Origin of the sequence: Patiriisocius hiemis, assembly GCF_031846325.1 — a bacterium.
Classification (GTDB): Bacteria; Bacteroidota; Bacteroidia; order Flavobacteriales; family Flavobacteriaceae; genus Patiriisocius_A; species Patiriisocius_A hiemis.
Map to the genome: position 1 here is coordinate 80,599 of NZ_JAVRHZ010000001.1, position 22,357 is coordinate 102,955.

Consider the following 22,357-nt stretch of genomic DNA (forward strand, 5'->3'; position numbering starts at 1 on the left):
TTTGGTTTTTTTATTAATTCAAAAATTCAAAAATTCCACATGCTCCTTGTCCAGTACCAACACACATTGTTACTGCTCCATACTTACCTTTCATCTCTCTTTTTCTCATCTCATCAAATAACTGAACTGAGAGTTTTGCTCCTGTACAACCTAGAGGGTGTCCTAGTGCTATAGCTCCCCCATTTACATTTACTATTTCTTGATTAAGCCCAAGTTCTCTAATTACTGCTAACGATTGTGAAGCAAAAGCCTCATTTAATTCAATTAATGATAAATCATCTTGTCTAAGTCCAGCTTGCTCTAGTGCTTTTGGAATTGCTTTTACTGGACCTATACCCATAATACGTGGCTCAACACCCGCCGCAGCGTAATTAACTAATCTTGCAACTGGTTCAAGGTTTAATTCTTTGACCATAGCTTCACTCATAACCATTACAAAAGCGGCTCCATCACTCATTTGTGAAGAATTACCAGCGGTTACGCTCCCTCCTTGTGCAAATACAGGACGTAACTTTGCTAATGCTTCTTTATTAGTTCCTTTTCTAGGTCCTTCATCTTTAGTTACTGTATAATTCTTTGTTGCTTTTTTTCCGTTATCATCAATGTATGTTTGCTCAACATTAATTGGAACAATTTGATCTTGAAAACGATCTTCAGATTGCGCTTTTAATGCCTTCATGTGAGAATTGTAGGCAAACTCGTCTTGGTCTTCTCTAGAAACCTTAAACTGATTTGCGACAGCTTCTGCTGTATTTCCCATTCCCCAGTAATATTCTTCATGACCTGCTTTTACAGTTTCGTAGTTTAGTTCGGGTTTAAAACCGGTCATAGGAACGCTACTCATGCTTTCAGATCCTCCAGCAATTATGCAATCTGCCATACCTGCTTGAATTTTTGCTGTAGCAATACCAATGGTTTCAATCCCTGAGGAGCAAAAACGATTTACAGTTACACCAGGTACGTCAACACTATTTAATCCAATAAGAGATATAAATCTCGCCATGTTAAGTCCTTGAGAACCTTCGGGCATTGCATTACCTACGATAACATCGTCAATTTTTTTAACATCAAGATTGGGTAATTCTTTCATCATATGCTGAATTACTTCAGCACCCAACTCATCGGCTCTTTTAAACCGAAATACTCCTCTTGGTGCTTTTCCAACAGCTGTTCTATATGCTTTTACTATATATGCTTGTTTCATTTTTCTGTTTTTTTTTTACTAATACCTTAATTACGTAATGGTTTCCCTTTTTTCAACATATGTTGAATACGCTCAAGCGTTTTCTTTTCAGTAGAAAGGCTCAAAAAAGCCTCTCTTTCTAGATCTAATAAGTACTGCTCAGAAACTTCTGTTGGCTCAGATAAGTCACCACCAGCCATTACATATGCTAGTTTATTTGCTATCTTTTTATCATGTTCACTTATGTAATTACTTGCTTCCATTGAGTCTGTTCCTACTAAAAACATACCCAATGCTTGTTTACCAAGAACTTTAATGTCTTTTCTCTTTACTGGCTTTGTGTATCCTTGATCTGCTAGCAATTTAGCATAGGCTTTTGCGGTAGCGATTTGTCTATCTTTATTTACTACAACAATATCTTTTCCTTTTTGGAGTATGCCTAAATCAAATGCCTCATATGCAGAAGTAGCTACTTTTGCCATCCCAATAGTTAAGAAATATTCTTGGAGTGTATTTAATTCTACGTCTCCTTTTTTGAAAGTGTCTTGGGCTCTCAAAGCCATTTCTTTAGAGCCTCCACCGCCAGGAATTACTCCAACACCAAATTCTACAAGGCCTATATATGTTTCTGCCGCCGCAACTACTTTATCGGCGTGCATTGATAATTCACATCCGCCTCCAAGAGCCATCCCATGTGGAGCAGCAATAGTTGGGATTGATGAGTAACGCATGCGCATCATAGTATCTTGGAAATACTTAATAGCCATATTAAGCTCATCATATTCTTGTTCTACAGCCATCATAAAGATCATTCCAATATTTGCACCTACAGAGAAATTAGTAGCTTGGTTTCCTACAACAAGACCTGCAAAATCTTTTTCTGCCAGATCAATAGCTTTGTTTAAACCAGCAAGAACATCACCTCCAATGGTGTTCATTTTAGATTGGAATTCTACATTAAGAATGCCATCACCTAAATCTTCAACAACAACTCCAGAGTTTTTAAATACTTCCTTAGACTTTCTAATATTGTCTAAAATAATAAAGGCGTCTTGTCCAGGTATTTTTTCTTGTGATTTTTTAGATATATCGTAGTAATAGGTAGCCCCATCTTTTACTGTATAGAATGAAGTGTTACCGGCATTAATCATTTCTTGTACCCAAGAAGCAGCTTCAATACTTTCATTTTTCATTATTTCTAATCCAGCTTCTACTCCTATAGCATCCCATATTTGGAAGGGGCCATGCTCCCAACCAAAACCTGCTTTCATTGCATCATCAATTTTGTATAAATCATCAGATATTTCAGGAATACGATGTGTTACGTATCCAAAAAGTGAAGCAAAACTTTTTCTATAGAAATCACCAGCTTTATCTTTTCCTTTTACAAGGACTTTAAACCTATCTGCTACATTGTCTATAGACTTTGTTAATTCTAAGGTAGCAAATTTTGCTTTTTTTCCATCACGATATTCTAAGCTATCTAAGTCTAAAGAAAGAATTTTAGACCTTCCATCATCTCCTTTTACTTTTTTATAAAACCCTTGACCTGTTTTACTTCCCAACCATTTATTATCCATCATGGTGTTAATAAAGCCTGGAAGCTTAAAGAGTTCATGACGTTCATCGTCTGGACAGTTTTCTGCTATACCATTCGCTACATGTACTAGGGTGTCTAGCCCTACTACGTCTACAGTTCTAAAAGTTGCAGATTTAGGACGACCAATTACTGGTCCTGTTAATTTATCTACTTCCTCTATAGTTAATCCCATTTCTTTAACAGTATGGAATAAGCTCATAATACTAAAGATTCCTATTCTATTTCCAATAAAAGCTGGCGTGTCTTTTGCTACAACCGATGTTTTACCTAGAAACTTTTCTCCGTAGTTATTTAAAAACTCTAAAACGGTAGTATCTGTTTTAGGTCCTGGAATAATTTCGAATAACTTTAAGTAACGTGCAGGATTAAAGAAGTGTGTTCCGCAGAAATGTTTTTGAAAATCTTCAGAACGACCTTCGCTCATAAATTTAATAGGAATACCAGAAGTGTTAGATGTAATTAGCGTTCCTGGAGTTCTATGTTTCTCTAGTTTTTCGAACACCTGTTGCTTTATGTCTAGTCTTTCAACTACAACCTCCATAATCCAATCTACATCTGCTACCTTGGCAATATCGTCTTCTAGGTTACCAGTTGTAATTCTATCTGCAAAATCTTTATGGTATAATGGAGCAGGTTTAGATTTTATTGAAGTAGCTAACGCATCGTTTACTAAACGATTACGTACTACTTTGTCCTCTAACGTAAGTCCTTTTGCTTTTTCGGCATCTGTAAGTTCTCTTGGAACGATGTCTAATAGTAAAACTTCTACACCAATATTTGCAAAATGACAAGCGATACCACTTCCCATGATACCCGAACCAATAATCGCAATTTTATTTATTGTTCTTTTTGACATGTTTTATGCTATTTTTTTTAAGTCGTAAATTTTTTTTGAATTAATTAATTCTAATATGTTGTTGGCTACCTTTTTAAAGGTTGCTAATTCTTCTGGAGAAATACTAGCTTTTACAGCTTCATCAAACTGTAATACTACATTTTTTGAAAATTCTCGCATCTCTTTTCCAAAAGGGGTAAGGTGTATTAAAACACCTCTACCATCCAGGGGATTAGGTTTTCTTTCTATAAGACCCTTTTCCTCCATTGTTTTTAACGTACGAGACAAACTTGTTGCTTCCATGCCCATTTTAGGGCCTAATGCAGTTGATGGAGTTCCTTCTTCTGGATCAATACTAATAAGTGCAAACCCTGTAGCCATTGTACTCCCTTTTTTACTCGCTTCTTCATTATACATTTTTGTAACACTCATCCATGTTGCGCGTAATATGTAATCTATTGTTTTTTCTTTCATAAATAGAATGGGTTAGTGTTTTCTGAAAATTTCAGAAGTCAAATATAAGAAAAAATACTATGCATGCATAATAAATTTAAAAGAGATTTCTTAAAATAATCACAATGCAAACAAAATTAATAGTAATACTATTATATTTGCATAAAGTTATATCAAATATGGATACTTTACTTAAGTCTATTAAAATTATTGTGAACGATAAAGTCTTTAAAAAAGACCCAGAGTCCTCTAAATTAGGTAAGAATATTATAGAGCAAAGTATTTTACTTATAGACGAAATTGGATTTGATGCTTTTACATTTAAAAAACTAGGAGTCAAGATTGGATCTAATGAGAGTTCTATTTATAGATATTTTGAAAACAAACATATGCTTCTATTGTATTTGGCCTCTTGGTATTGGAGTTGGATTGAGTATCAATTAGTATTCTCGACATCTAATATTGCCAATCCAAAAGAAAAGCTAGATAAAGCTATAGAAACAATTGCCCGAACTGTAGAAGTTGACTCTTCATTTACGCATGTTAATGAAGTTGCTTTACATAGAATTATTATTAATGAATACTCTAAATCTTATTTAACAAAAGAGGTTGATGATGAAAATAAAGAAGGTTTTTTTGCAATATATAAGCGACTAGTTATTCGTTTTAGTGATATGATACATTTAGTAAATAAAGAGTATCCTTATCCACTAAGTTTAGCTAGTACTTTAATAGAAGGTGTATTGCATCAACATTATCTTAAGGATCACTTCCCCTCAATTACAGATTGCGATAGTGTTTTACCAACTGCATATTTTAAACATTTAATATTTACCAATCTTAAAGGATAGAGCATGACTAAGAAAACATTTTCTTCTTGGCAAAGACTTGTTAATCTATTAAAACTTGATAAAAAAGATGTATTGCAAATTTTTTATTATGCAATTTTTGCTGGTATTGTAAGTTTGTCTTTACCTCTAGGAATTCAAGCAATTATTAATTTAATTCAAGGAGCACAAATAAGTACATCTTGGATTGTACTAGTAGTTTTGGTAACGATAGGGATTATTTTTGTTGGACTACTTCAGTTAATGCAATTTAGAATTATAGAAAATATTCAACAAAAGATTTTTACAAGAGCTTCTTTTGAATTTGCATATAGATTTCCAAAAATTAAAATGAGTGAGCTAAGAAATTATTATCCACCCGAGCTTGCGAATCGATTTTTTGATGTATTAACTATTCAAAAGGGGGTTTCAAAAATATTAGTTGATTTCCCAGCTGCTTTACTTCAAATAATCTTTGGATTAATCTTACTGTCTTTTTACCATCCTTTTTTCATAATTTATGGATTCTTACTAGTTGGGCTTATCTATATCTTGTTTAAATTTTCAGCTCAAAAAGGGTTGTTAACTAGCCTAGAAGAGTCTAAAAATAAGTACAAGGTCGCACATTGGATACAAGAAGTAGCAAGGTCTATTATAAGCTTTAAACTATCGGGTAAAACCAACCTTGCTATGAAAAAAAACGATGCTTTAGTTGCAGATTATTTAGATGCTAGAGAAAGTCATTTTAGAGTTCTGGTATTTCAGTTTATAAAAATGATTGGTTTTAAAGTTCTTGTTACTGCAGGACTTTTATTAATAGGTGGATTGTTGGTTTTAAATCAAGAAATGAATATTGGACAATTTGTTGCTGCTGAGATTATTATTTTATTGATTATTGGCTCTGTAGAAAAACTTATCACAGGTCTTGAAACCTTTTATGATGTTCTTACTTCTTTAGAAAAACTAGGCCAAGTTGTTGATAAAGAACTAGAGTCACAAGAAGGGCAAGATCCACTTTTGTTAAATGAAGATCTTACAATTGAACTTAATAAAGTAGACTACATTGCTCCAGTTGATAATAAAAAAATACTAGAAAATATTTCTTTGAAAATTCCTCCAAGGAGTAATACGTTAATTAAGGGTAGTAATGGTTCTGGTAAGACAACACTTTTGCGAATTATTGCTGGAATACTAGAGCCTACCTCAGGAACAATTTTTGCCAATGAAATCTCTTTACAAAACCTTCAAATAAACAAATATAGAGGGCTTATTGGGCAATCTCTTATGGATGAAACTCCCTTTGAAGGTACCATCCTTGAAAATATCACTTTTGGGGACGAATCTATTCCGTTAGAAGATGTGTATTGGGCTCTTGATAATATAGGTTTAACAGAATTTGTAAAAAACAAAGAAAAGGGGTTGCAGACTATTTTATATCCAGAAGGGAAGCAACTCTCATACTCATTAAGTAAAAAAATTGTACTAGCAAGAAGTATAGTAAGTAAACCAAAGTTATTAATCTTAAAAGAACCACTAGATCAATTAGATATTAAAGATCAAAATAAGATCATAGATTTTCTTACTAAAAAAGAAAATCCTTGGAGCTTAGTTGTTGTAAGCCAGAATACAAAATGGGAAGAAGTAATTACTAATAAGATTACCATTGAAAATGGTCGTATTATTTAATAAATAAGAAGATGCTTAATATTACTCATAATCAACTTAATAAAAAAGTTTCAATAGATAACTATAAATCTAGTAAGAAGGTCTTTCATAAAAGGCATTATAGACACTTTAATAATTTTCTAAAAATATTTGCTGTTATTGTTCTCATTTTTATGTTTTTACCTTGGACACAAAATATTTCAGGAAAAGGATATTTAACTACGTTACGTCCAGACCAACGACCACAAACAATACAATCTCCCATTCCTGGTAAAATTGAAAAATGGTATGTAAGCGAAGGAGATTTTGTTAAGAAAGGAGATACAATTCTTTTTATTTCTGAAGTAAAAAGTGAATATTTTGACCCAAACCTTGTATCAAGAACTGGACAGCAGATTGATGCTAAGACACGTTCCATCTTATCGTATGAAAATAAGGTTAAATCTTTAGAAAATCAGATAGGTGCATTATACAATGAAAAAAAATTAAAACTTGAACAAGCTAGAAATAAACTTTTACAATCTAAACTTAAAGTTAAGAGTGATAGTATAGATTTAAAAGCCGCTGAAACAAATTTGTCTATTGCCGAAAGACAATACAACCGTACTCTTACTCTTCAAAAGGAAGGACTAAAAGCAGTTACAGATGTAGAAGAAAAAAGTTTAAAACTGCAAGAAACTCAGGCTAAGTTAATTTCACAAGAAAACAAATTGTTAGCGACTAGAAACGACGTTGTCAACGCACAAGTAGAGATTAGTAGAATCCAAGCAGAGTATACAGACAAAATATCAAAAGCTCAGAGCGATAAATTTACAGCAGAGTCGAGTAGGTTTGATACAGAAGCACAGGTATCTAAGTTAGAAAATGATTTTACAAATTATGAGATAAGAAATAGTCTTCTTTACGTTCGAGCTCCCCAAGATGGATTTATTAATAAAGCTATTAAGAGCGGTGTAGGAGAAACATTTAAGGAAGGAGAACAACTAGTAAATATTATGCCTTCAAACTTTGATTTTGCAGTAGAAACTTATGTAGAGCCCATAGATTTGCCATTGTTGCATAAGGGGGAGAAGGTAAGGATACAGTTTGATGGTTGGCCGGCCATTATTTTTAGTGGATGGCCTAATTTATCATATGGAACTTACGGGGGGAAAGTAATTGCTATTGAAAACTTTATAAGCGATAATGGAAAGTATAGGGTCTTACTTGCCCCAGACCTTGATGACCACCCTTGGCCTAAAGATATTAGAGTTGGGTCTGGTGCAACTACACTAGCGTTACTGGAGGATGTTCCTATTTGGTTTGAATTATGGCGAAAACTTAATGGTTTTCCTCCAAATTATTACCAACCAGAAAACAATCAAGTAGATAACAAAAAAAAGTAATTAATGAAGAAGTTTATTTTTTATAGTTTTTTGTGGTTATCGTATGGACTTACAGCACAACCCGATACTATTGTACTTACTTTTAAAGAGTATTTGGGGTATGTAAAAAAACACCATCCTATTGTAAAGCAAGCTGAATTAACCCTAGAAATTGGTGAAGCAAATTTATTGAGAGCTAGAGGGGGATTTGACCCTAAAATTGAAGTAGATTATAGTCGTAAAAAGTTTAAGGAAAGAGAGTACTATGATTTATTGAATGCAACTTTTAAAATCCCAATCTGGTATGGAATTGAGTTTAAAGCAGATTTTGAAGAAAACACAGGGCTTTTTCTTAATCCACAAAATAATGTTCCTGTAGATGGCCTATATAGCGCTGGAGTCTCCCTTTCCTTAGCGCAAGGATTATTGGTTAATGATAGGATGGCTACCTTAAGGAAAGCTAAGTTTTTTAACCAACAATCAAAAGCAGATAGAGATTTATTGGTCAACAAAATATTATTTAAAGCCTCTCTGGCATATTTTGATTGGCTTAAAAGTTATAACGAAGTGAAAATATATGATTCTTTTCTGATGAATGCTAGAACTCGATTTAACGGGATAGCAAAAAGTGCAAGAGTTGGAGAACGTGCTGCTATAGATACAGTAGAAGCGAAAATAATTGTCCAGAATAGAGAGCTAAGTTTAGAACAAGCAAGACTTAGTTTGATAAAGAAAAAATTAGAACTCTCTAATTTTTTATGGATAGAAAACAATATTCCTTTAGAGTTAGAAGAAAAAGTTATTCCAGATGTTGAATTATTAATTGCTATTGATGCTGCATTGCAAATTGAAAATAAACCTCTTAGTGATTTTGATATCTCTACTCACCCTAAATTAAAATCCTTAGAAAATAAATTAGAGAATTTACAAGTAGATAAAAGATTAAAGGCAAATAAGTTATTACCAAAAGTAGATTTGGAATACAATTTTTTGAGTCAGACACCAGAAATCGCCAATAGCTTTAATACAGCAAATTACAAGGCTGGACTGCAAATATCATTTCCTTTATTTCTTAGAAAAGAACGAGGAGACTTAAAGTTGGCAAAGTTTAAAGTACAAGACGCTACTTTTGAGCTAACTAGCCAAGAACTAGAAATAAAAAATAAGATTACAGCTATATACAATGAAATAAACTCATATGATAACCAAATAAACCTCATACAAAATATAGTTCTAGATTATGAAAAACTAGTAGCTGCCGAAGAACGTAAACTAAGTTTTGGGGAAAGCTCTATATTTTTAATTAATTCTAGAGAGAAAAGTTTGATAGATGCCAAATTAAAAACTAATGAAATTATGAATAAAATGTTTGTGTCTAAGGCAAAGCTATTCAATAGTTTGATGGTAGATTTAATAGAGTAACTGCTTAGAAAAAGAGACCATTTTTACTAAACTTTTTACTACAACCTTCAATACATGCAAAGGGCTCTCTTGGAGAAGTAATTAAATCATTTCCCGAAAACCGAATGATGTCAATGTAAACTTCAGTAAAGTTATCACAATCGTAATTAAAAACTAGCTTTGTATTGTCTTCAATAGTATAAGTTCCTGTGGCACATTCTATTAATCTTTCAGAAGTAAAAGTTCCATCCTCATTTAATGTAAACCTATATCCATCTTGGACAGGTTCAAAATCACCACTTCCGTCTCCGGGGTCATTATATGCTTGAATGAGTTTCCAGTTTCCTACTAAATTTTCTTGGGTTACCTCAAGATTATCTTCAGATTCAGAACAACCTATTGTAAATGCTATGATACTAACTATTGCTACTAATTTTTTCATAATTTCAAGATACTAAAAAAACTGTAATGTTTGTATTAACAAAATGTTACAGGTGTGAAATTGGAACAGTCCTTGTAGTTTCAGAAGTAAGCACCCGTAAAAGTTGTTAATATATACAACAAACTGCGGTATTTTAAGTAACTTTGAAACACTAGAATTATGGGATTAATAAGCAAACGTAAAAATAAAAAATTTAGCTACAGCCCTCGTTATTACAAATCTGATAAAGAGGGGAGTCCTTTTGAAATTGAACACAAATTTGATAAGTATAGGACTACTGTTGGTAAACAAGGGTTAAAATCTAATTTTAAAACGGCGTGGCAAGAGTTACGTGAGTCTAAAAATAAGAGGGCCAATCGTACAATTCTTATCATTTTTGCTATTTTTTTACTCATCTTTCTTTTTATTATCGAATTTGATTTATCTATTTTCTTTCAAGGATTCTAATGACGGATATTATTCAGTTATTACCAGATCACGTTGCTAATCAAATTGCTGCCGGAGAGGTTGTACAACGTCCTGCTTCAGTAGTAAAAGAACTCCTTGAAAATGCTATAGACGCCAATGCTTCTGAAATTACACTAGTAATTAAGGATGCAGGTAAAACACTTATTCAAGTAACCGATAATGGTATAGGAATGAGTACTACTGATGCTCGATTATCTTTTGAGCGTCATGCTACTTCAAAAATTAAAGCTGCCGAAGATTTATTTAACCTAAACACGAAAGGATTTAGGGGCGAAGCCCTAGCTTCTATCGCTGCCATTGCTCATGTAGATTTAAAAACTAAAAGAGAACAAGACGAGATTGGTACTAAAATTGAAATAGAAGGCAGTACCGTTGTCTCTCAAGAAGCTACGGTAGTCCCTACGGGAACTACTATTGCCGTAAAAAATCTTTTTTATAATATTCCTGCAAGACGAAATTTTTTAAAGAGCAACCCTGTGGAAACCCGCCATATTATTGATGAGTTTCATAGGGTAGCTCTAGCACACCCAAGCGTAGCTTTTAAAATGCTTCATAACGGGGATGCTGTTTTTACCTTACCATCGCAAAATTACAGACAGCGCATTGTTGGAATTTTTGGAAATAAAGCAAATGAAAAATTAGTTCCTGTTGAAGAGTTTACAGAGATAGTAAAAGTCTCTGGTTTTGTGTTAAAACCAGAATTTGCTAGAAAGAGTAGGGGTGAGCAATTTTTCTTTGTGAACAATCGATTTATAAAAAGTGGGTATCTTAACCATGCTGTTAGTGCTGCTTTTGAAGGATTAATAAAAGAAGGTTTGCATCCTGGTTATTTTTTATACCTGGAGGTGAATCCACAATCCATAGACATTAATATTCACCCAACTAAAACTGAGATTAAGTTTGATGATGAACATGCTATTTATGCAATGCTCAGAGCTACTATTAAACATAGTCTTGGGCAGTTTAGTATTGCACCTGTATTAGATTTTAATAAAGATTCTGGGTTTGATACACCTTATGCGTATAGCAAAAAGAACCCAATTGCTCCCAAGATTGAAGTAGACCCATCATTTAATCCTTTTAAACCTGACACAGTCGTAAAACAGAAACATACTTCTTTAAAAAAGGAACATACGCCAGCGTGGGAGTCTTTATATACAGGATTAGAGAGTAAACCAGCAAATATTACTTTTGAAAGTGAAGAAGTAACCGGAGCTTTGTTTGATGAAACGCAAGTAACCAAAACATCATTAGCTACCTTTCAGATACAAAATAAATATATTATTAGTCCTATTAAGAGTGGGATGATGGTAATACATCAGCATCGTGCACACCAAAGAGTGTTGTATGAAGAATTATTAAAAAATATTACTGTTAAAGAAGCTGTGAGCCAGCAATTATTATTTCCTTTAGTATTGCAATTTTCACAACCAGATATAAAGTTATTATTGAAAGTTCAAGAGCAATTGGAGCATACTGGCTTCTTGTTTTCTACACAAAATGATAGTGAAATAGAAATTACTGGAGTCCCTATTAGTATTCAAGAAAGTCAAGTAAGTCCTATTTTTGAGCAATTATTAAGTGATATTAAAGAAGATGTGCCAGATACTAGTTTTAGTCAAAATGATATCCTTGCACAAAGTATGGCACAAAGCATGGCAGTAAAAACAGGAACAGTATTAACTACTGAAGAGCAAGAGCACCTTGTAAACCAATTATTTGCTTGTAAAGAGCCAAGTGTTTCACCAAAAAATAAACCGGTGCTTATGACTATGGAAGCATCAGATTTTGATAAAAAGTTTTAAATATGGGTAGGATAACCGAAACTATAAAAGTACTCATCATAATCAATGTTATTTTCTTTCTAGGAACTATGTTGCTTGATGGTGACTTGCTTTATAAATTATTTTCTTTATACTACTTTGAAAATCCAAATTTTCAATTTTGGCAGCCCATAACCCACATGTTTATGCATGGAGGGCTTTTTCATTTAATATTTAATATGTATGCTCTATGGGCATTTGGTTCTCCTCTAGAAATGCAATGGGGACGCAATAAGTTTTTGTTCTTCTACTTTTCAGCTGGACTTGGTGCTTTTTTAATACATACACTTGTAAATTATTATTATTTTAAGACAGGATTTGACGCCTTAACTGCTGCTGGTTACGCAGACGCTCAAATTTTTGAAATGATTAATGATGTTATTCGTCAAGCTACCAGCTCTGGTTCTGGAAACTATCAAGTTAACCTTCCAGAAGGTTTTCCAGTTTCAGATTTTAGTGGAATGGTAGACGCATATTATAGTAGAGCAGTAGGAGCTTCTGGAGCTGTATATGGTGTTTTAGTAGCTTTTGGGTTATTATATCCTAATGCAGAATTAATGTTACTTTTCTTCCCAGTACCAATAAAAGCTAAATATTTTATACCCGGATTATTATTATTGGATTTGTTTTCAGGCGTTACAGGGTTTTCACTATTTGGACAAAACATTGCTAACTGGGCGCATATAGGTGGAGCTATATTTGGTTTTATCATGGCATATTACTGGAAAAAGAATAGTATGAACAATACGCGTTGGAATTAATATGGCAGCAAACAGTTTAACATATCAATACAAAACAGCACCCGTTCATATAAAGTTGATTGTGCTTAATGCACTCATTTTTATTTTTGTTAGGCTTACAGGGTTCTTTTTTAACATTGATTTATTTACAATTACTAGTTGGTTTGTACTGCCTGATTCTTTTTCAGAGTTTATTTTACAACCTTGGGCTTTTATTAGCTATGCTTTTATTCACTATGATTTTTTCCACATCCTCTTCAATATGTTATGGTTGTATTGGTTTGGGAATTTTGTTTTAAACTTATTTGATAGCAAACGCTTTCTCACTATTTATCTTGTGGGTGCTATTGCTGGTGGGTTGTTATATGTTTTATCTTATAACCTATTCCCAGTTTTTGAAGGGAAAAATGCTTATTTGTTGGGTGCCTCTGGAGCAGTAACTGCTATTATGGTCTTTATAGCTACTTATACACCTAATACAGCGTTTAGAATTTTTACATTTACTATTAAATTGTGGCAAATTGCGGCCTTTTTATTTGTAATGGACTTAGTGCGTTTGCCTGCTTCTGGGAATGAAGGTGGTTTACTAGCACATATAGGAGGTGGAGTTTTTGGGTATTTTTATGCTCAGCAATTAGCGAAAGGAAATGATATTGGTGCTTGGTTTACTAACTTTATGGATTGGATTTCTGATTTGTTTACTCCCAGAAAAAAGAAGCCATTTAAAAAAGTACATAGAACACAAACAACACAACAAAAAACAAAACGTTCTACTACAAGTGAAACGAAAACAGATAACCAACGAAAAGTAGATGCTATCTTAGATAAGATAAGTAAAAGTGGTTATGAAAGCTTAACAAAAGCTGAGAAAGACTTTTTATTTAAAGCTGGAAAAGAATAAAATACTCGTATTTGAATAAGATAGGTTTTTTGGGGAAACTAATTTTTGGAGCAAATGTTATCTGTGCATTTTTGCTTGTACTTTCTTTTGTCCTTCCGTATGTTCCTCCTAAATCATTTCCTACAATCTCCCTTTTAAGTCTAGCAGTATCTCCTCTTATTTTACTCAATATTATATTTCTGCTTTATTGGTTGTTACGCAGAAAGAAAAAGCTATTAGTTTCTGGACTTATTTTAGTTATAGCTTACTTTCATTTTAATCCATTTTTAGAGTTTGGTTCTAGTGGTACTGTTGAGGATTATAACAACAGCCTAAAAGTACTTACTTATAATGTACGATTATTTAATGCTTATGAAAAAGAAGCAAAAGATGATGTATTACCCCAGCTTAGTTTGCTGCTAGAAGAGCAAGCGCCAGATGTTATATGTATACAGGAATATTACAAAAAAACACACCTTAATTTAGCAGCGTATCCTTATCAATATATTTATTATAAAGATGAGAATGCGAATATGGGGCACGCTATAGTATCAAAATACCCTTTTAGTGATAAAGGCTCATTGGACTTCCATAAGACATTTAATAATGGCTTATTTGTAGATGTTGTAAAAAATAATGACACAATAAGAGTATATAATATTCACTTGCAGTCTTTAGGGATTTCTCCTACAGTTACCTCTATACAAAAGGGTGATAAAGAGCGTTTACGAAAAAGACTAGCAAGAACTTTTGTAAAACAACAAGAGCAATTAGAGTTGATTGCTTCTCATAAAGAGAACACTAAACACCCAATTATTATTACAGGGGATTTTAATAACACACCTTTTTCTTACACGTATCATGCATTACAGAAGGATATGAATGACGCCTTTGTAGAACGCGGTAGTGGATTAGGCACTACTTTTAAGTTTGATGGTTATCCAATGCGGATTGATTATATGTTAAGCTCAAAATCATTGGATGTAATTAACTTTACTACAATAAAAGAATCATTTTCAGACCATTATCCACTTGTAGCTACTTTTGGTTGGCCTAGCAAAGAATAGATTAAAGTTTTAGAGACATACTTTCCAAATAACCCAACGTATTAGGCCCCTCATTAAATAATAAATCTAGAATAGAGAGGTTGTGTAAAAAACCATGACTTTCTTCAAATACTTGTGTATACTTAGGGACTTTAAAATTAATTTCTTTAGACTTTGCAAGATATCTATAGTCTTGTTGTTCTGGAGTAAAAAAATATTCGGTGGTGAAGTCTATAGGTGTTTCAATGCCAATTAACTCTGCAAGTAATTTATAAATTGAAATATTATGCTCTAATAAATGATTTACTGTTTCAGTAAAAAGTGGTGCTATATCATCTTCATAATATTCAAAAAATGGAGAAGTGCGATAGGCAGACTGTAATGACTTCCAATGGTGTGACTGCCATGGAAAATCATTTTCAACTTGTAAATCTTTCATTTTTTGTCGTATTCCATTTCCACTATGTTTTATGGGTACATTAAGCAAAAGTTTGCCATTACTATGCGCAATATAAGATCGTGTTCTAAAGGTTTGTTTTTGGTAAGTATCGTCAGTTTCAAAAACTACCTTCTTGGCCTGTACAATTGCAGCCATTTGTACTATACAAGGGAAATAGGTGGGATGAACTAAAATATCCATCATTTCTACTTTGCAGCTTTTTCTTTCCTCTTTTTTCTAAAAAAGTTAAAGGCAAACAGACCAATAAGTGCTATTATAAAATATTTAAAATAGGAAACGGGTTCACCGTTACCGCCAACAGTTGTAAAGAGACGCTCCCAACGTATTTTATTTTTAATTCCTTGCGCTTTTCCATCCCAACTCATAAAAACAAATACAGGTTTTCCTACTACATGATTAAATGGCACATAACCCCAAGTTCTTGCATCCTCACTATTATTTCTATTGTCTCCCATCATCCAGTAATAGTCCATTTTAAAGGTATATTCAGTAATGGGTTGTCCATTAAGTAATACTTGGGTGCCGGATTGTGATATTTTATTTTCTATACCAAGCTCACTTCCTTCATACACTTCAATAATTCTTTTATAAAAAGGGATACTTTCTGTAGTTATCGCTACTGTTTTTCCAGCTTCTGGAATATAAATAGGCCCAAAATGGTCATTATTAAAAGGATATCTTGCATCATTAGGGAAAGTACCACGAGACAATTGTCCCTTTGGCAGTGTAGTTTTTATAATAGTATCTAAATACGGATAGTTTTTAAATTTTTTAAATTCTTCATCCGTCATATGTGCCTGAAAAACCTGATAGCTTTGTTCTTTGTCAGCTATATATAAATCGCTGATATTGTATTGTTCTTTTGCATACGAAGGATTTAAAGGCCTAGACGTTCTAAATGCATAACCAAATTGTAACTTGGCTCTCTCTGGTAATTCATTTTGCTTACCATTAATATATACATATCCATCTCTTACCTCAAGAGAATCCCCTGGTAAACCTACACAGCGTTTTACATAATTAGATTTTTTATCAATGGGTTTATAGTAATATTTTCCATCCCCCCATTGCTGAAAAGCATTTACCGTATCAACAGGCCAGTTAAAAACTACTATTTCGTTACGCTTTATTTTTTGAAAACCGGGTAGCCTGAAATATGGGTACTGCGGTTTTGTTAAATATGATTTAGACTTTACAACTGGAATAGTGTCATGTACCATAGGTAGTGCTACCGAAGTCATAGGAGTTCGTGCTCCATAATGATACTTACTTACTAATAAAAAATCTCCAACTAGTAGTGTTTTTTCTAAAGAGGAAGTTGGTATGGTAAATGGCTGCATAAAATATGTATGCACTAGAGTTGCCGCTACTACTGCAAATAAAATGGAACTAACCCATTCTCCCGCTGAGGTTCTGGGTACTAGACTCCTGTCTTCAACATACGTAACATCTTGTGTGTAATTAATATAGTAAATATAAAGCCCAAATGTTAAAAGTACTAAAGCAGTATCTAACGCACTATTTTTTCCAAAACTGCGAATTGTTTCTACCCATACAACGGGAATCATAATGAGGTTAATGATTGGAATAAACAGTAAAATAGTCCACCACCATGGTCTATTTATTATTTTCATTAAAACAACTGCATTGTAAATTGGGACTGCTGCTTCCCAAGCTTGCCTTCCTGCCTTTTTGTATAACTTCCAAGTGCCTAAAAAGTGAACTACTTGTAGAATTGCAAAAAATAATAACCAACCTGTCCAACTCATCTTTACTAATCTTTTTCTATTTTTTAAATACCAAGAACATCTTGCATGGTATAAATTCCTTTTTTGTCTTGTAACCAAGAAGCCGCTAAGATAGCACCTTTTGCAAAACCATCTCTAGAATGTGCTTCATGTGTAAGGCGAATACAATCTATAGTAGAATCGTACATAATAGTGTGTGTTCCCTTTACATCTTTAATTCTTTTTGCGGTAATTTCTATTTCCTTTTCTGAAGGATTTTCTAAGGTCCAATTTTCTTTATTGCTGTGCTCCATAATACCTTCGGCTAATGAAATTGCAGTGCCGCTAGGCGCATCTTTTTTTTCTATATGATGAATTTCTTCCATACTCACCTCGTATTCATCCCAAGGTGCTAATAGTTTTGCAGCAAATTCATTCAGTTTAAAAAATAAGTTTACACCAACGCTGAAGTTTGACGCATAAATAAAACTTCCGTTACAGTTTTTACAAATTGTATTTATTTTCTTGTAGTGATCCAGCCAGCCGGTAGTGCCTGATACAACAGGAATACCTTCTTCAAAACATCTAGTAATATTTGCAACTGCTGTTTCTGGCACGGAAAATTCGATAGCGACATCAGCTTTATTCAAAGAACCTTCTTCTAAAGAACTTCCTTTCTTATAAACTATGGTATGACCTGCTTGTTTTGCTAGCTCTTCAATCTTTTTACCCATTTTACCGTAGCCAAGTAATGCTATTTTCATTCTAAATTAAATTTTAATGAAAGTCCGTAATTAGCCTGAACACGAATTGGGTCAATTTCAAAATTGGGAGAAATAGAAAGATCTTCACTAACATTAAACTGTCTTAAATGGGCATCAACATTAGCATCTACTATATTGACTAGGTAAAAAGCAAGGGCAACAATAATACTTACATCCTTATTTTTTTGAGCTGTTTCTTGGGCATTAATAAGTCTTTCATTAGAGATTATAGGTGTCTCACCATCGCCAAAGAATTCATCATCTGTAAAACCAGCCAACCTTCTTTTGTATGCATTTCTAAAGCGATCATAATCTTTATCATTTTGAATATGAAAATAAATTCCGGCAGCCATTCCTGCATAAATAATTGGAATTTTCCAGTAGCGTTTGTTATAGGCTTGCCCTAGTCCTGGTAATACAGCAGAATAAAAAGCTGCTCGGGAAGGGCGTAAAGGGTCATAAGGTTCTTTTGCAACTGTTTGGTCAACAACTAGCTCTTCGGTTTTTTTAACCGAAAGACTGTCTGTAGTTTGTGCTGCAATAAAACCAGAGAACAGAAGGCATAGTATAAATAGAATACTATTTTTCACTTTTAATTTGTTCTATAATCCTTAAGAAGTCTTCTTTGTCTTTAAAGTTAATAGCAATAGTCCCTTTTCCGCTATTTGTTAGCTTAACATTCACTTTGCTGTCTAAAATATCACTTAGCTGTTTTCTGCCTTTATTAGCAAAATTAGGAAGTGATTTTGGAGTGCTCTTGGGTGCATCATTAGGAGCCTTGTAATCACGTACTAAATTTTCTGTAGCACGTACCGAAAGCTTATCTGTTATTATTTTTTCATAAATATCTAGTTGATCCCCTGTGTTTTCAATATTTATTAATGCACGTCCATGTCCCATACTTATAAACCCATCTCGCATACCAGTTTGGATAATTGGATCTAGTTTAAGAAGGCGCAAATAGTTGGTTATAGTAGACCTGTTTTTACCTACACGTTCACTCAATGTTTCTTGTGTGATATCTATCTCTTCGATAAGACGTTGGTAAGACAACGCTATTTCTATTGGGTCAAGATCTTGTCTTTGAATATTTTCAACAAGAGCCATTTCTAGGGACTCTTGGTCATTTGCAATTCTAATATAAGCAGGAATCGTATCTAGCCCTACTAATTTTGAAGCTCTATAACGGCGTTCTCCACTTACAAGTTGATACGAGTTAAAACCAAGTTTTCTAACTGTAATTGGTTGTATAACGCCTAATTCTCTTATAGATGAAGCTAACTCTCGTAATGCTTCTTCATTAAAACTAGTTCTAGGTTGAAATGGGTTTACTTCAATTGTTTTTAATTCAAGCTCAACAATATTACCCACTACTTTATCTGCGTTCTTGTCTTCAGCAGATTTTATATCATTTTCTGGGTCTTTCAGTAATGCCGAAAGTCCTCTTCCAAGGGCTTGTTTTTTTGTAGCCTTCGCCATCTGTTACTAGTTTTTTTCAATTAATTCTTGTGCCAAACTTAAGTAATTGTTGGCACCTTTACTACCTGCATCGTAACTAATTATACTTTCACCATAACTAGGTGCTTCACTTAAACGTACATTTCGTTGAATGATTGTCTTAAAAACCATTTCGTCAAAGTGTTTTTTAACTTCGTCAACCACTTGGTTAGAAAGGCGTAATCTGGAGTCGTACATGGTTAATAATAACCCTTCGATATCTAGATTTTTATTATGAATTTTCTGAACACTTTTTACAGTATTTAAAAGTTTTCCAAGCCCTTCAAGCGCAAAGTATTCGCATTGTATAGGTATTATCACAGAGTCTGCCGCAGTAAGAGCATTTAGAGTTAGTAAACCAAGAGAAGGAGCACAATCTATTAAAATAAAATCATAATCTGCTTTTAAATCTTGAATTGCTTTTTTAAGCATGTACTCTCGTTTGTCTTTATCTACGAGCTCTATCTCTATAGCAACAAGGTCTATATGAGCAGGGATAAGATCAAGATTTGGTGAGTTTGATGAAATAATAGCATCCTTTGCTGCAATGGTATGTTCTAATAATTGGTAGGTTCCAGCTTCTACATTTTCAACATCAATTCCTAAACCAGAAGTGGCATTTGCTTGAGGATCGGCGTCAATTAATAATACTTTTTTTTCAAGTACACCTAGCGAAGCCGCTAGATTCACCGATGTAGTAGTTTTTCCTACACCTCCTTTTTGATTTGCTATTGCAATAATTTTACCCATTAATTGTGCTAAAAATAAAAACTAAAAGTACAACTTATTCTACCAATAGAAAATGAAAATTGTTAACAGATAGTGAACAATTTTGAGGAACAAGGGGAACTCATTTTTAAGCAATTAAGTATCATCATCTTATTATGAGATAGTTATAAGATAATTTGGGTTTTATTGAACATATTTGATGATGCGATTGTTTTTTGAACAAAGTGAAAATTCATACTTATAAATACAAGTGCCAAGGAATATTCAATTCAATTCAGAACATTAAGGTATAACTGGAAAACAATTTTTAAAGAAATAACTACGCAACAGAATCAATCAAAATCTGTAACATCTCAATAGCAGCATCACTAATTTTTGTTCCTGGCCCATAGACAGCTACTGCACCAGCATCAAACAAAAACTGATAATCTTGTGCCGGGATTACACCGCCTACAATTACCATTATATCCTCACGACCTAGTTTTTTCATTTCTTCGATTACTTGTGGGACTAAGGTTTTATGTCCAGCAGCTAAAGAAGATACACCAAGGATATGTACATCGTTTTCTATTGCTTGTTTTGCAGCTTCTTTAGGGGTTTGAAATAAAGGTCCAATATCTACATCAAATCCTACATCTGCATAGCCAGTTGCTACTACTTTGGCACCACGGTCATGACCATCTTGCCCCATTTTTGCAATCATAATACGAGGACGACGGCCTTCTAACTCAGCAAATTGGTCTGCCATAGCTCTGGCTTTTTCAAAACTTGGATCTTTCTTTATTTCTTTGCTATACACGCCGCTAAACGATTTTATTTGTGCTTTATATCTACCAAAAGCTACTTCTAACGCGTCACTAATTTCTCCAAGGGTCGCTCTAGATTTTGCAGCTTCAACAGCTAAAGCTAATAAATTTCCTTTACCTGTCTTAGCGCATGCTGTTAATGTTTCTAAATTCTGATTAACTTTTGCAGTATCTCTTTTGTCTTTTAAGACAGCCAATCGCTCTAACTGCGATTGCCTTACTTTTTGGTTATCTACATCAAGAATTTGTAGCGGACCCTCTTTTTCAAGTCTGTATTTATTAACTCCCACAATAATATCTTGACCGCTATCTATTCTTGCTTGCTTTCTAGCAGCTGCTTCTTCAATTCTAAGTTTTGGAATACCTGCTTCGATTGCTTTAGTCATTCCTCCTAACTCTTCAACTTCTTCAATTAGTTTCCAAGCTTTTTCTGCGATATCATTTGTAAGGCTTTCTACATAATAGCTTCCAGCCCAAGGATCAACTGTTTTTGTAATTTGTGTTTCTTCTTGTAAGTAGATTTGTGTATTTCTAGCAATCCTAGCCGAAAAATCTGTTGGTAAGGCTATCGCTTCATCTAAGGCATTAGTGTGTAGGGATTGGGTACCTCCAAAGGCTGCAGCAGCAGCTTCAATAGTAGTTCTTGCAACATTGTTAAATGGATCTTGTTCTGTAAGACTCCAACCACTAGTCTGGCAATGTGTTCTAAGTGCTAATGATTTTGGGTTTTTAGGATTAAATTGCTTCACTAGCTTAGCCCATAACATTCTAGCAGCACGCATTTTTGCAATTTCCATAAAATGATTCATACCAATAGCCCAGAAAAAGGAAAGCCTTGGTGCAAAGCTATCAATATCCATCCCAGCTTTTATTCCAGTTCTAATGTACTCTAAACCGTCAGCTAATGTATAAGCTAACTCTATATCACAAGTAGCACCCGCTTCTTGCATATGGTATCCAGAAATTGATATAGAGTTAAACTTTGGCATGTTTGCCGAAGTAAATTCAAAAATATCACTTATAATTTTCATAGAAGGAGTAGGTGGGTAGATGTAAGTGTTACGTACCATGAACTCCTTTAAAATATCATTTTGTATTGTTCCAGAAAGTGCTTCTAGCGTGACACCTTGTTCTTGAGCTGCTACTATGTAAAAAGCCATAATGGGTAACACGGCACCATTCATAGTCATTGAAACACTCATTTTATCCAATGGGATTTGGTCAAATAAAACTTTCATGTCCTCCACACTATCAATTGCCACTCCTGCTTTCCCAACATCACCTACCACACGTTCATGGTCACTATCATAGCCTCTATGGGTTGCCAAGTCAAATGCTACAGAAAGTCCCTTTTGTCCTGCTGCAAGATTACGTCTGTAAAAAGCGTTGCTCTCCTCGGCAGTTGAAAACCCAGCATATTGACGTATTGTCCAAGGTCTACGAACATACATAGTAGAGTAGGGCCCTCTTAAATTTGGCGCTATCCCAGCAACAAAGTCAAGATGTGAAAGCGAAGCTAAGTCTTGTTTTGTATACTCTTTTTTAACTACAATATCTTCGGCAGTTGTAACTGTTTTGGATGCATTAATAGCTTCCTTTGTAGTTTGATATAATGATATGTCTTGAACTTTTTTTCTAGGCATTATT

General features: G+C 33.7%; 20 protein-coding genes. 9 read left to right on the plus strand and 11 right to left on the minus strand.

Annotated elements, in window-relative coordinates; all coding sequences use genetic code 11:
• Nucleotides 1-13: 13 nt before the first annotated feature.
• Genes RM538_RS00370 through RM538_RS00380 form a run of 3 tightly spaced genes read right to left on the minus strand, consistent with a single transcriptional unit; the run spans nt 14 to nt 4,092 of the window.
• Complete coding sequence (locus RM538_RS00370) at nt 14-1,204, minus strand: acetyl-CoA C-acyltransferase (protein ID WP_311331405.1); 1,191 nt, start codon at nt 1,202-1,204, stop codon at nt 14-16.
• 26 nt (nt 1,205-1,230) lie between these two features.
• On the minus strand, nt 1,231-3,639 hold the full coding sequence (locus RM538_RS00375) for a 3-hydroxyacyl-CoA dehydrogenase/enoyl-CoA hydratase family protein (protein ID WP_311331406.1): 2,409 nt from the start codon (nt 3,637-3,639) through the stop codon (nt 1,231-1,233).
• A gap of 3 nt (nt 3,640-3,642) precedes the next feature.
• On the minus strand, nt 3,643-4,092 hold the full coding sequence (locus RM538_RS00380; protein ID WP_311331407.1) for a MarR family winged helix-turn-helix transcriptional regulator: 450 nt from the start codon (nt 4,090-4,092) through the stop codon (nt 3,643-3,645).
• A gap of 158 nt (nt 4,093-4,250) precedes the next feature.
• On the opposite strand from RM538_RS00380, the gene RM538_RS00385 reads away from it, so the two are divergent.
• Genes RM538_RS00385 through RM538_RS00400 form a run of 4 tightly spaced genes read left to right on the plus strand, consistent with a single transcriptional unit; the run spans nt 4,251 to nt 9,349 of the window.
• Nucleotides 4,251-4,922, plus strand: a complete 672-nt coding sequence (locus tag RM538_RS00385; protein WP_311331408.1) for a TetR/AcrR family transcriptional regulator — start codon at nt 4,251-4,253, stop codon at nt 4,920-4,922.
• Nucleotides 4,923-4,925: 3 nt separating this feature from the next.
• Nucleotides 4,926-6,584: a peptidase domain-containing ABC transporter gene (locus RM538_RS00390; protein WP_311331409.1), complete on the plus strand. Its 1,659-nt coding sequence runs from the start codon at nt 4,926-4,928 to the stop codon at nt 6,582-6,584.
• Between the two features lie 11 nt (nt 6,585-6,595).
• Nucleotides 6,596-7,948, plus strand: coding sequence for an HlyD family secretion protein (locus tag RM538_RS00395; protein ID WP_311331410.1), 1,353 nt, complete (start codon nt 6,596-6,598; stop codon nt 7,946-7,948).
• Nucleotides 7,949-7,951: 3 nt separating this feature from the next.
• Nucleotides 7,952-9,349: a TolC family protein gene (locus tag RM538_RS00400; protein ID WP_311331411.1), complete on the plus strand. Its 1,398-nt coding sequence runs from the start codon at nt 7,952-7,954 to the stop codon at nt 9,347-9,349.
• Nucleotides 9,350-9,353: 4 nt separating this feature from the next.
• Here RM538_RS00400 and RM538_RS00405 read toward each other — a convergent pair whose 3' ends face one another.
• Entirely contained in the window at nt 9,354-9,770 is a 417-nt protein-coding gene (locus tag RM538_RS00405) for a lipocalin family protein (protein ID WP_311331412.1), read from the minus strand.
• A gap of 159 nt (nt 9,771-9,929) precedes the next feature.
• Between RM538_RS00405 and RM538_RS00410 the strand changes: the two genes are divergently transcribed.
• Genes RM538_RS00410 through RM538_RS00430 form a run of 5 tightly spaced genes read left to right on the plus strand, consistent with a single transcriptional unit; the run spans nt 9,930 to nt 14,748 of the window.
• Nucleotides 9,930-10,217 (plus strand): riboflavin synthase subunit beta, encoded by a 288-nt coding sequence (locus RM538_RS00410; protein ID WP_311331413.1) that lies wholly within the window; start codon nt 9,930-9,932, stop codon nt 10,215-10,217.
• On the plus strand, nt 10,217-12,043 hold the full coding sequence (mutL, locus tag RM538_RS00415) for a DNA mismatch repair endonuclease MutL (RefSeq protein WP_311331414.1): 1,827 nt from the start codon (nt 10,217-10,219) through the stop codon (nt 12,041-12,043). The genes RM538_RS00410 and mutL overlap by 1 nt, the downstream gene beginning before the upstream one ends.
• A gap of 2 nt (nt 12,044-12,045) precedes the next feature.
• Nucleotides 12,046-12,822: a rhomboid family intramembrane serine protease gene (locus RM538_RS00420; protein WP_311331415.1), complete on the plus strand. Its 777-nt coding sequence runs from the start codon at nt 12,046-12,048 to the stop codon at nt 12,820-12,822.
• Between the two features lies 1 nt (nt 12,823).
• The gene (locus RM538_RS00425) at nt 12,824-13,702 is read left to right on the plus strand and encodes a rhomboid family intramembrane serine protease (protein WP_311331416.1); all 879 of its coding nucleotides are present in this window, start codon (nt 12,824-12,826) and stop codon (nt 13,700-13,702) included.
• Between the two features lie 29 nt (nt 13,703-13,731).
• Nucleotides 13,732-14,748 (plus strand): endonuclease/exonuclease/phosphatase family protein, encoded by a 1,017-nt coding sequence (locus RM538_RS00430; RefSeq protein ID WP_311331417.1) that lies wholly within the window; start codon nt 13,732-13,734, stop codon nt 14,746-14,748.
• Between the two features lies 1 nt (nt 14,749).
• On the opposite strand, the gene RM538_RS00435 is transcribed toward RM538_RS00430, so the two are convergent.
• The 7 genes from RM538_RS00435 to scpA all read right to left on the minus strand — a co-directional run bounded on the left by RM538_RS00435 (nt 14,750) and on the right by scpA (nt 22,353).
• Nucleotides 14,750-15,370, minus strand: coding sequence for a WbqC family protein (locus RM538_RS00435; RefSeq protein WP_311331418.1), 621 nt, complete (start codon nt 15,368-15,370; stop codon nt 14,750-14,752).
• 2 nt (nt 15,371-15,372) lie between these two features.
• Nucleotides 15,373-16,956, minus strand: a complete 1,584-nt coding sequence (lepB, locus tag RM538_RS00440; protein WP_311331419.1) for a signal peptidase I — start codon at nt 16,954-16,956, stop codon at nt 15,373-15,375.
• Between the two features lie 23 nt (nt 16,957-16,979).
• Nucleotides 16,980-17,678, minus strand: coding sequence for a 4-hydroxy-tetrahydrodipicolinate reductase (gene dapB, locus RM538_RS00445; RefSeq protein WP_311331420.1), 699 nt, complete (start codon nt 17,676-17,678; stop codon nt 16,980-16,982).
• Entirely contained in the window at nt 17,675-18,268 is a 594-nt protein-coding gene (locus RM538_RS00450; RefSeq protein ID WP_311331421.1) for a DUF5683 domain-containing protein, read from the minus strand. Before RM538_RS00450 ends, dapB begins: the two co-directional genes overlap by 4 nt.
• Nucleotides 18,258-19,157, minus strand: coding sequence for a ParB/RepB/Spo0J family partition protein (locus RM538_RS00455; protein ID WP_311331422.1), 900 nt, complete (start codon nt 19,155-19,157; stop codon nt 18,258-18,260). The genes RM538_RS00450 and RM538_RS00455 overlap by 11 nt, the downstream gene beginning before the upstream one ends.
• Before the next feature lie 6 nt (nt 19,158-19,163).
• The gene (locus RM538_RS00460; RefSeq protein ID WP_311331423.1) at nt 19,164-19,925 is read right to left on the minus strand and encodes a ParA family protein; all 762 of its coding nucleotides are present in this window, start codon (nt 19,923-19,925) and stop codon (nt 19,164-19,166) included.
• Nucleotides 19,926-20,223: 298 nt separating this feature from the next.
• Nucleotides 20,224-22,353: a methylmalonyl-CoA mutase gene (gene scpA, locus RM538_RS00465; protein WP_311331424.1), complete on the minus strand. Its 2,130-nt coding sequence runs from the start codon at nt 22,351-22,353 to the stop codon at nt 20,224-20,226.
• Between the last annotated feature and the right edge of the window lie 4 nt (nt 22,354-22,357).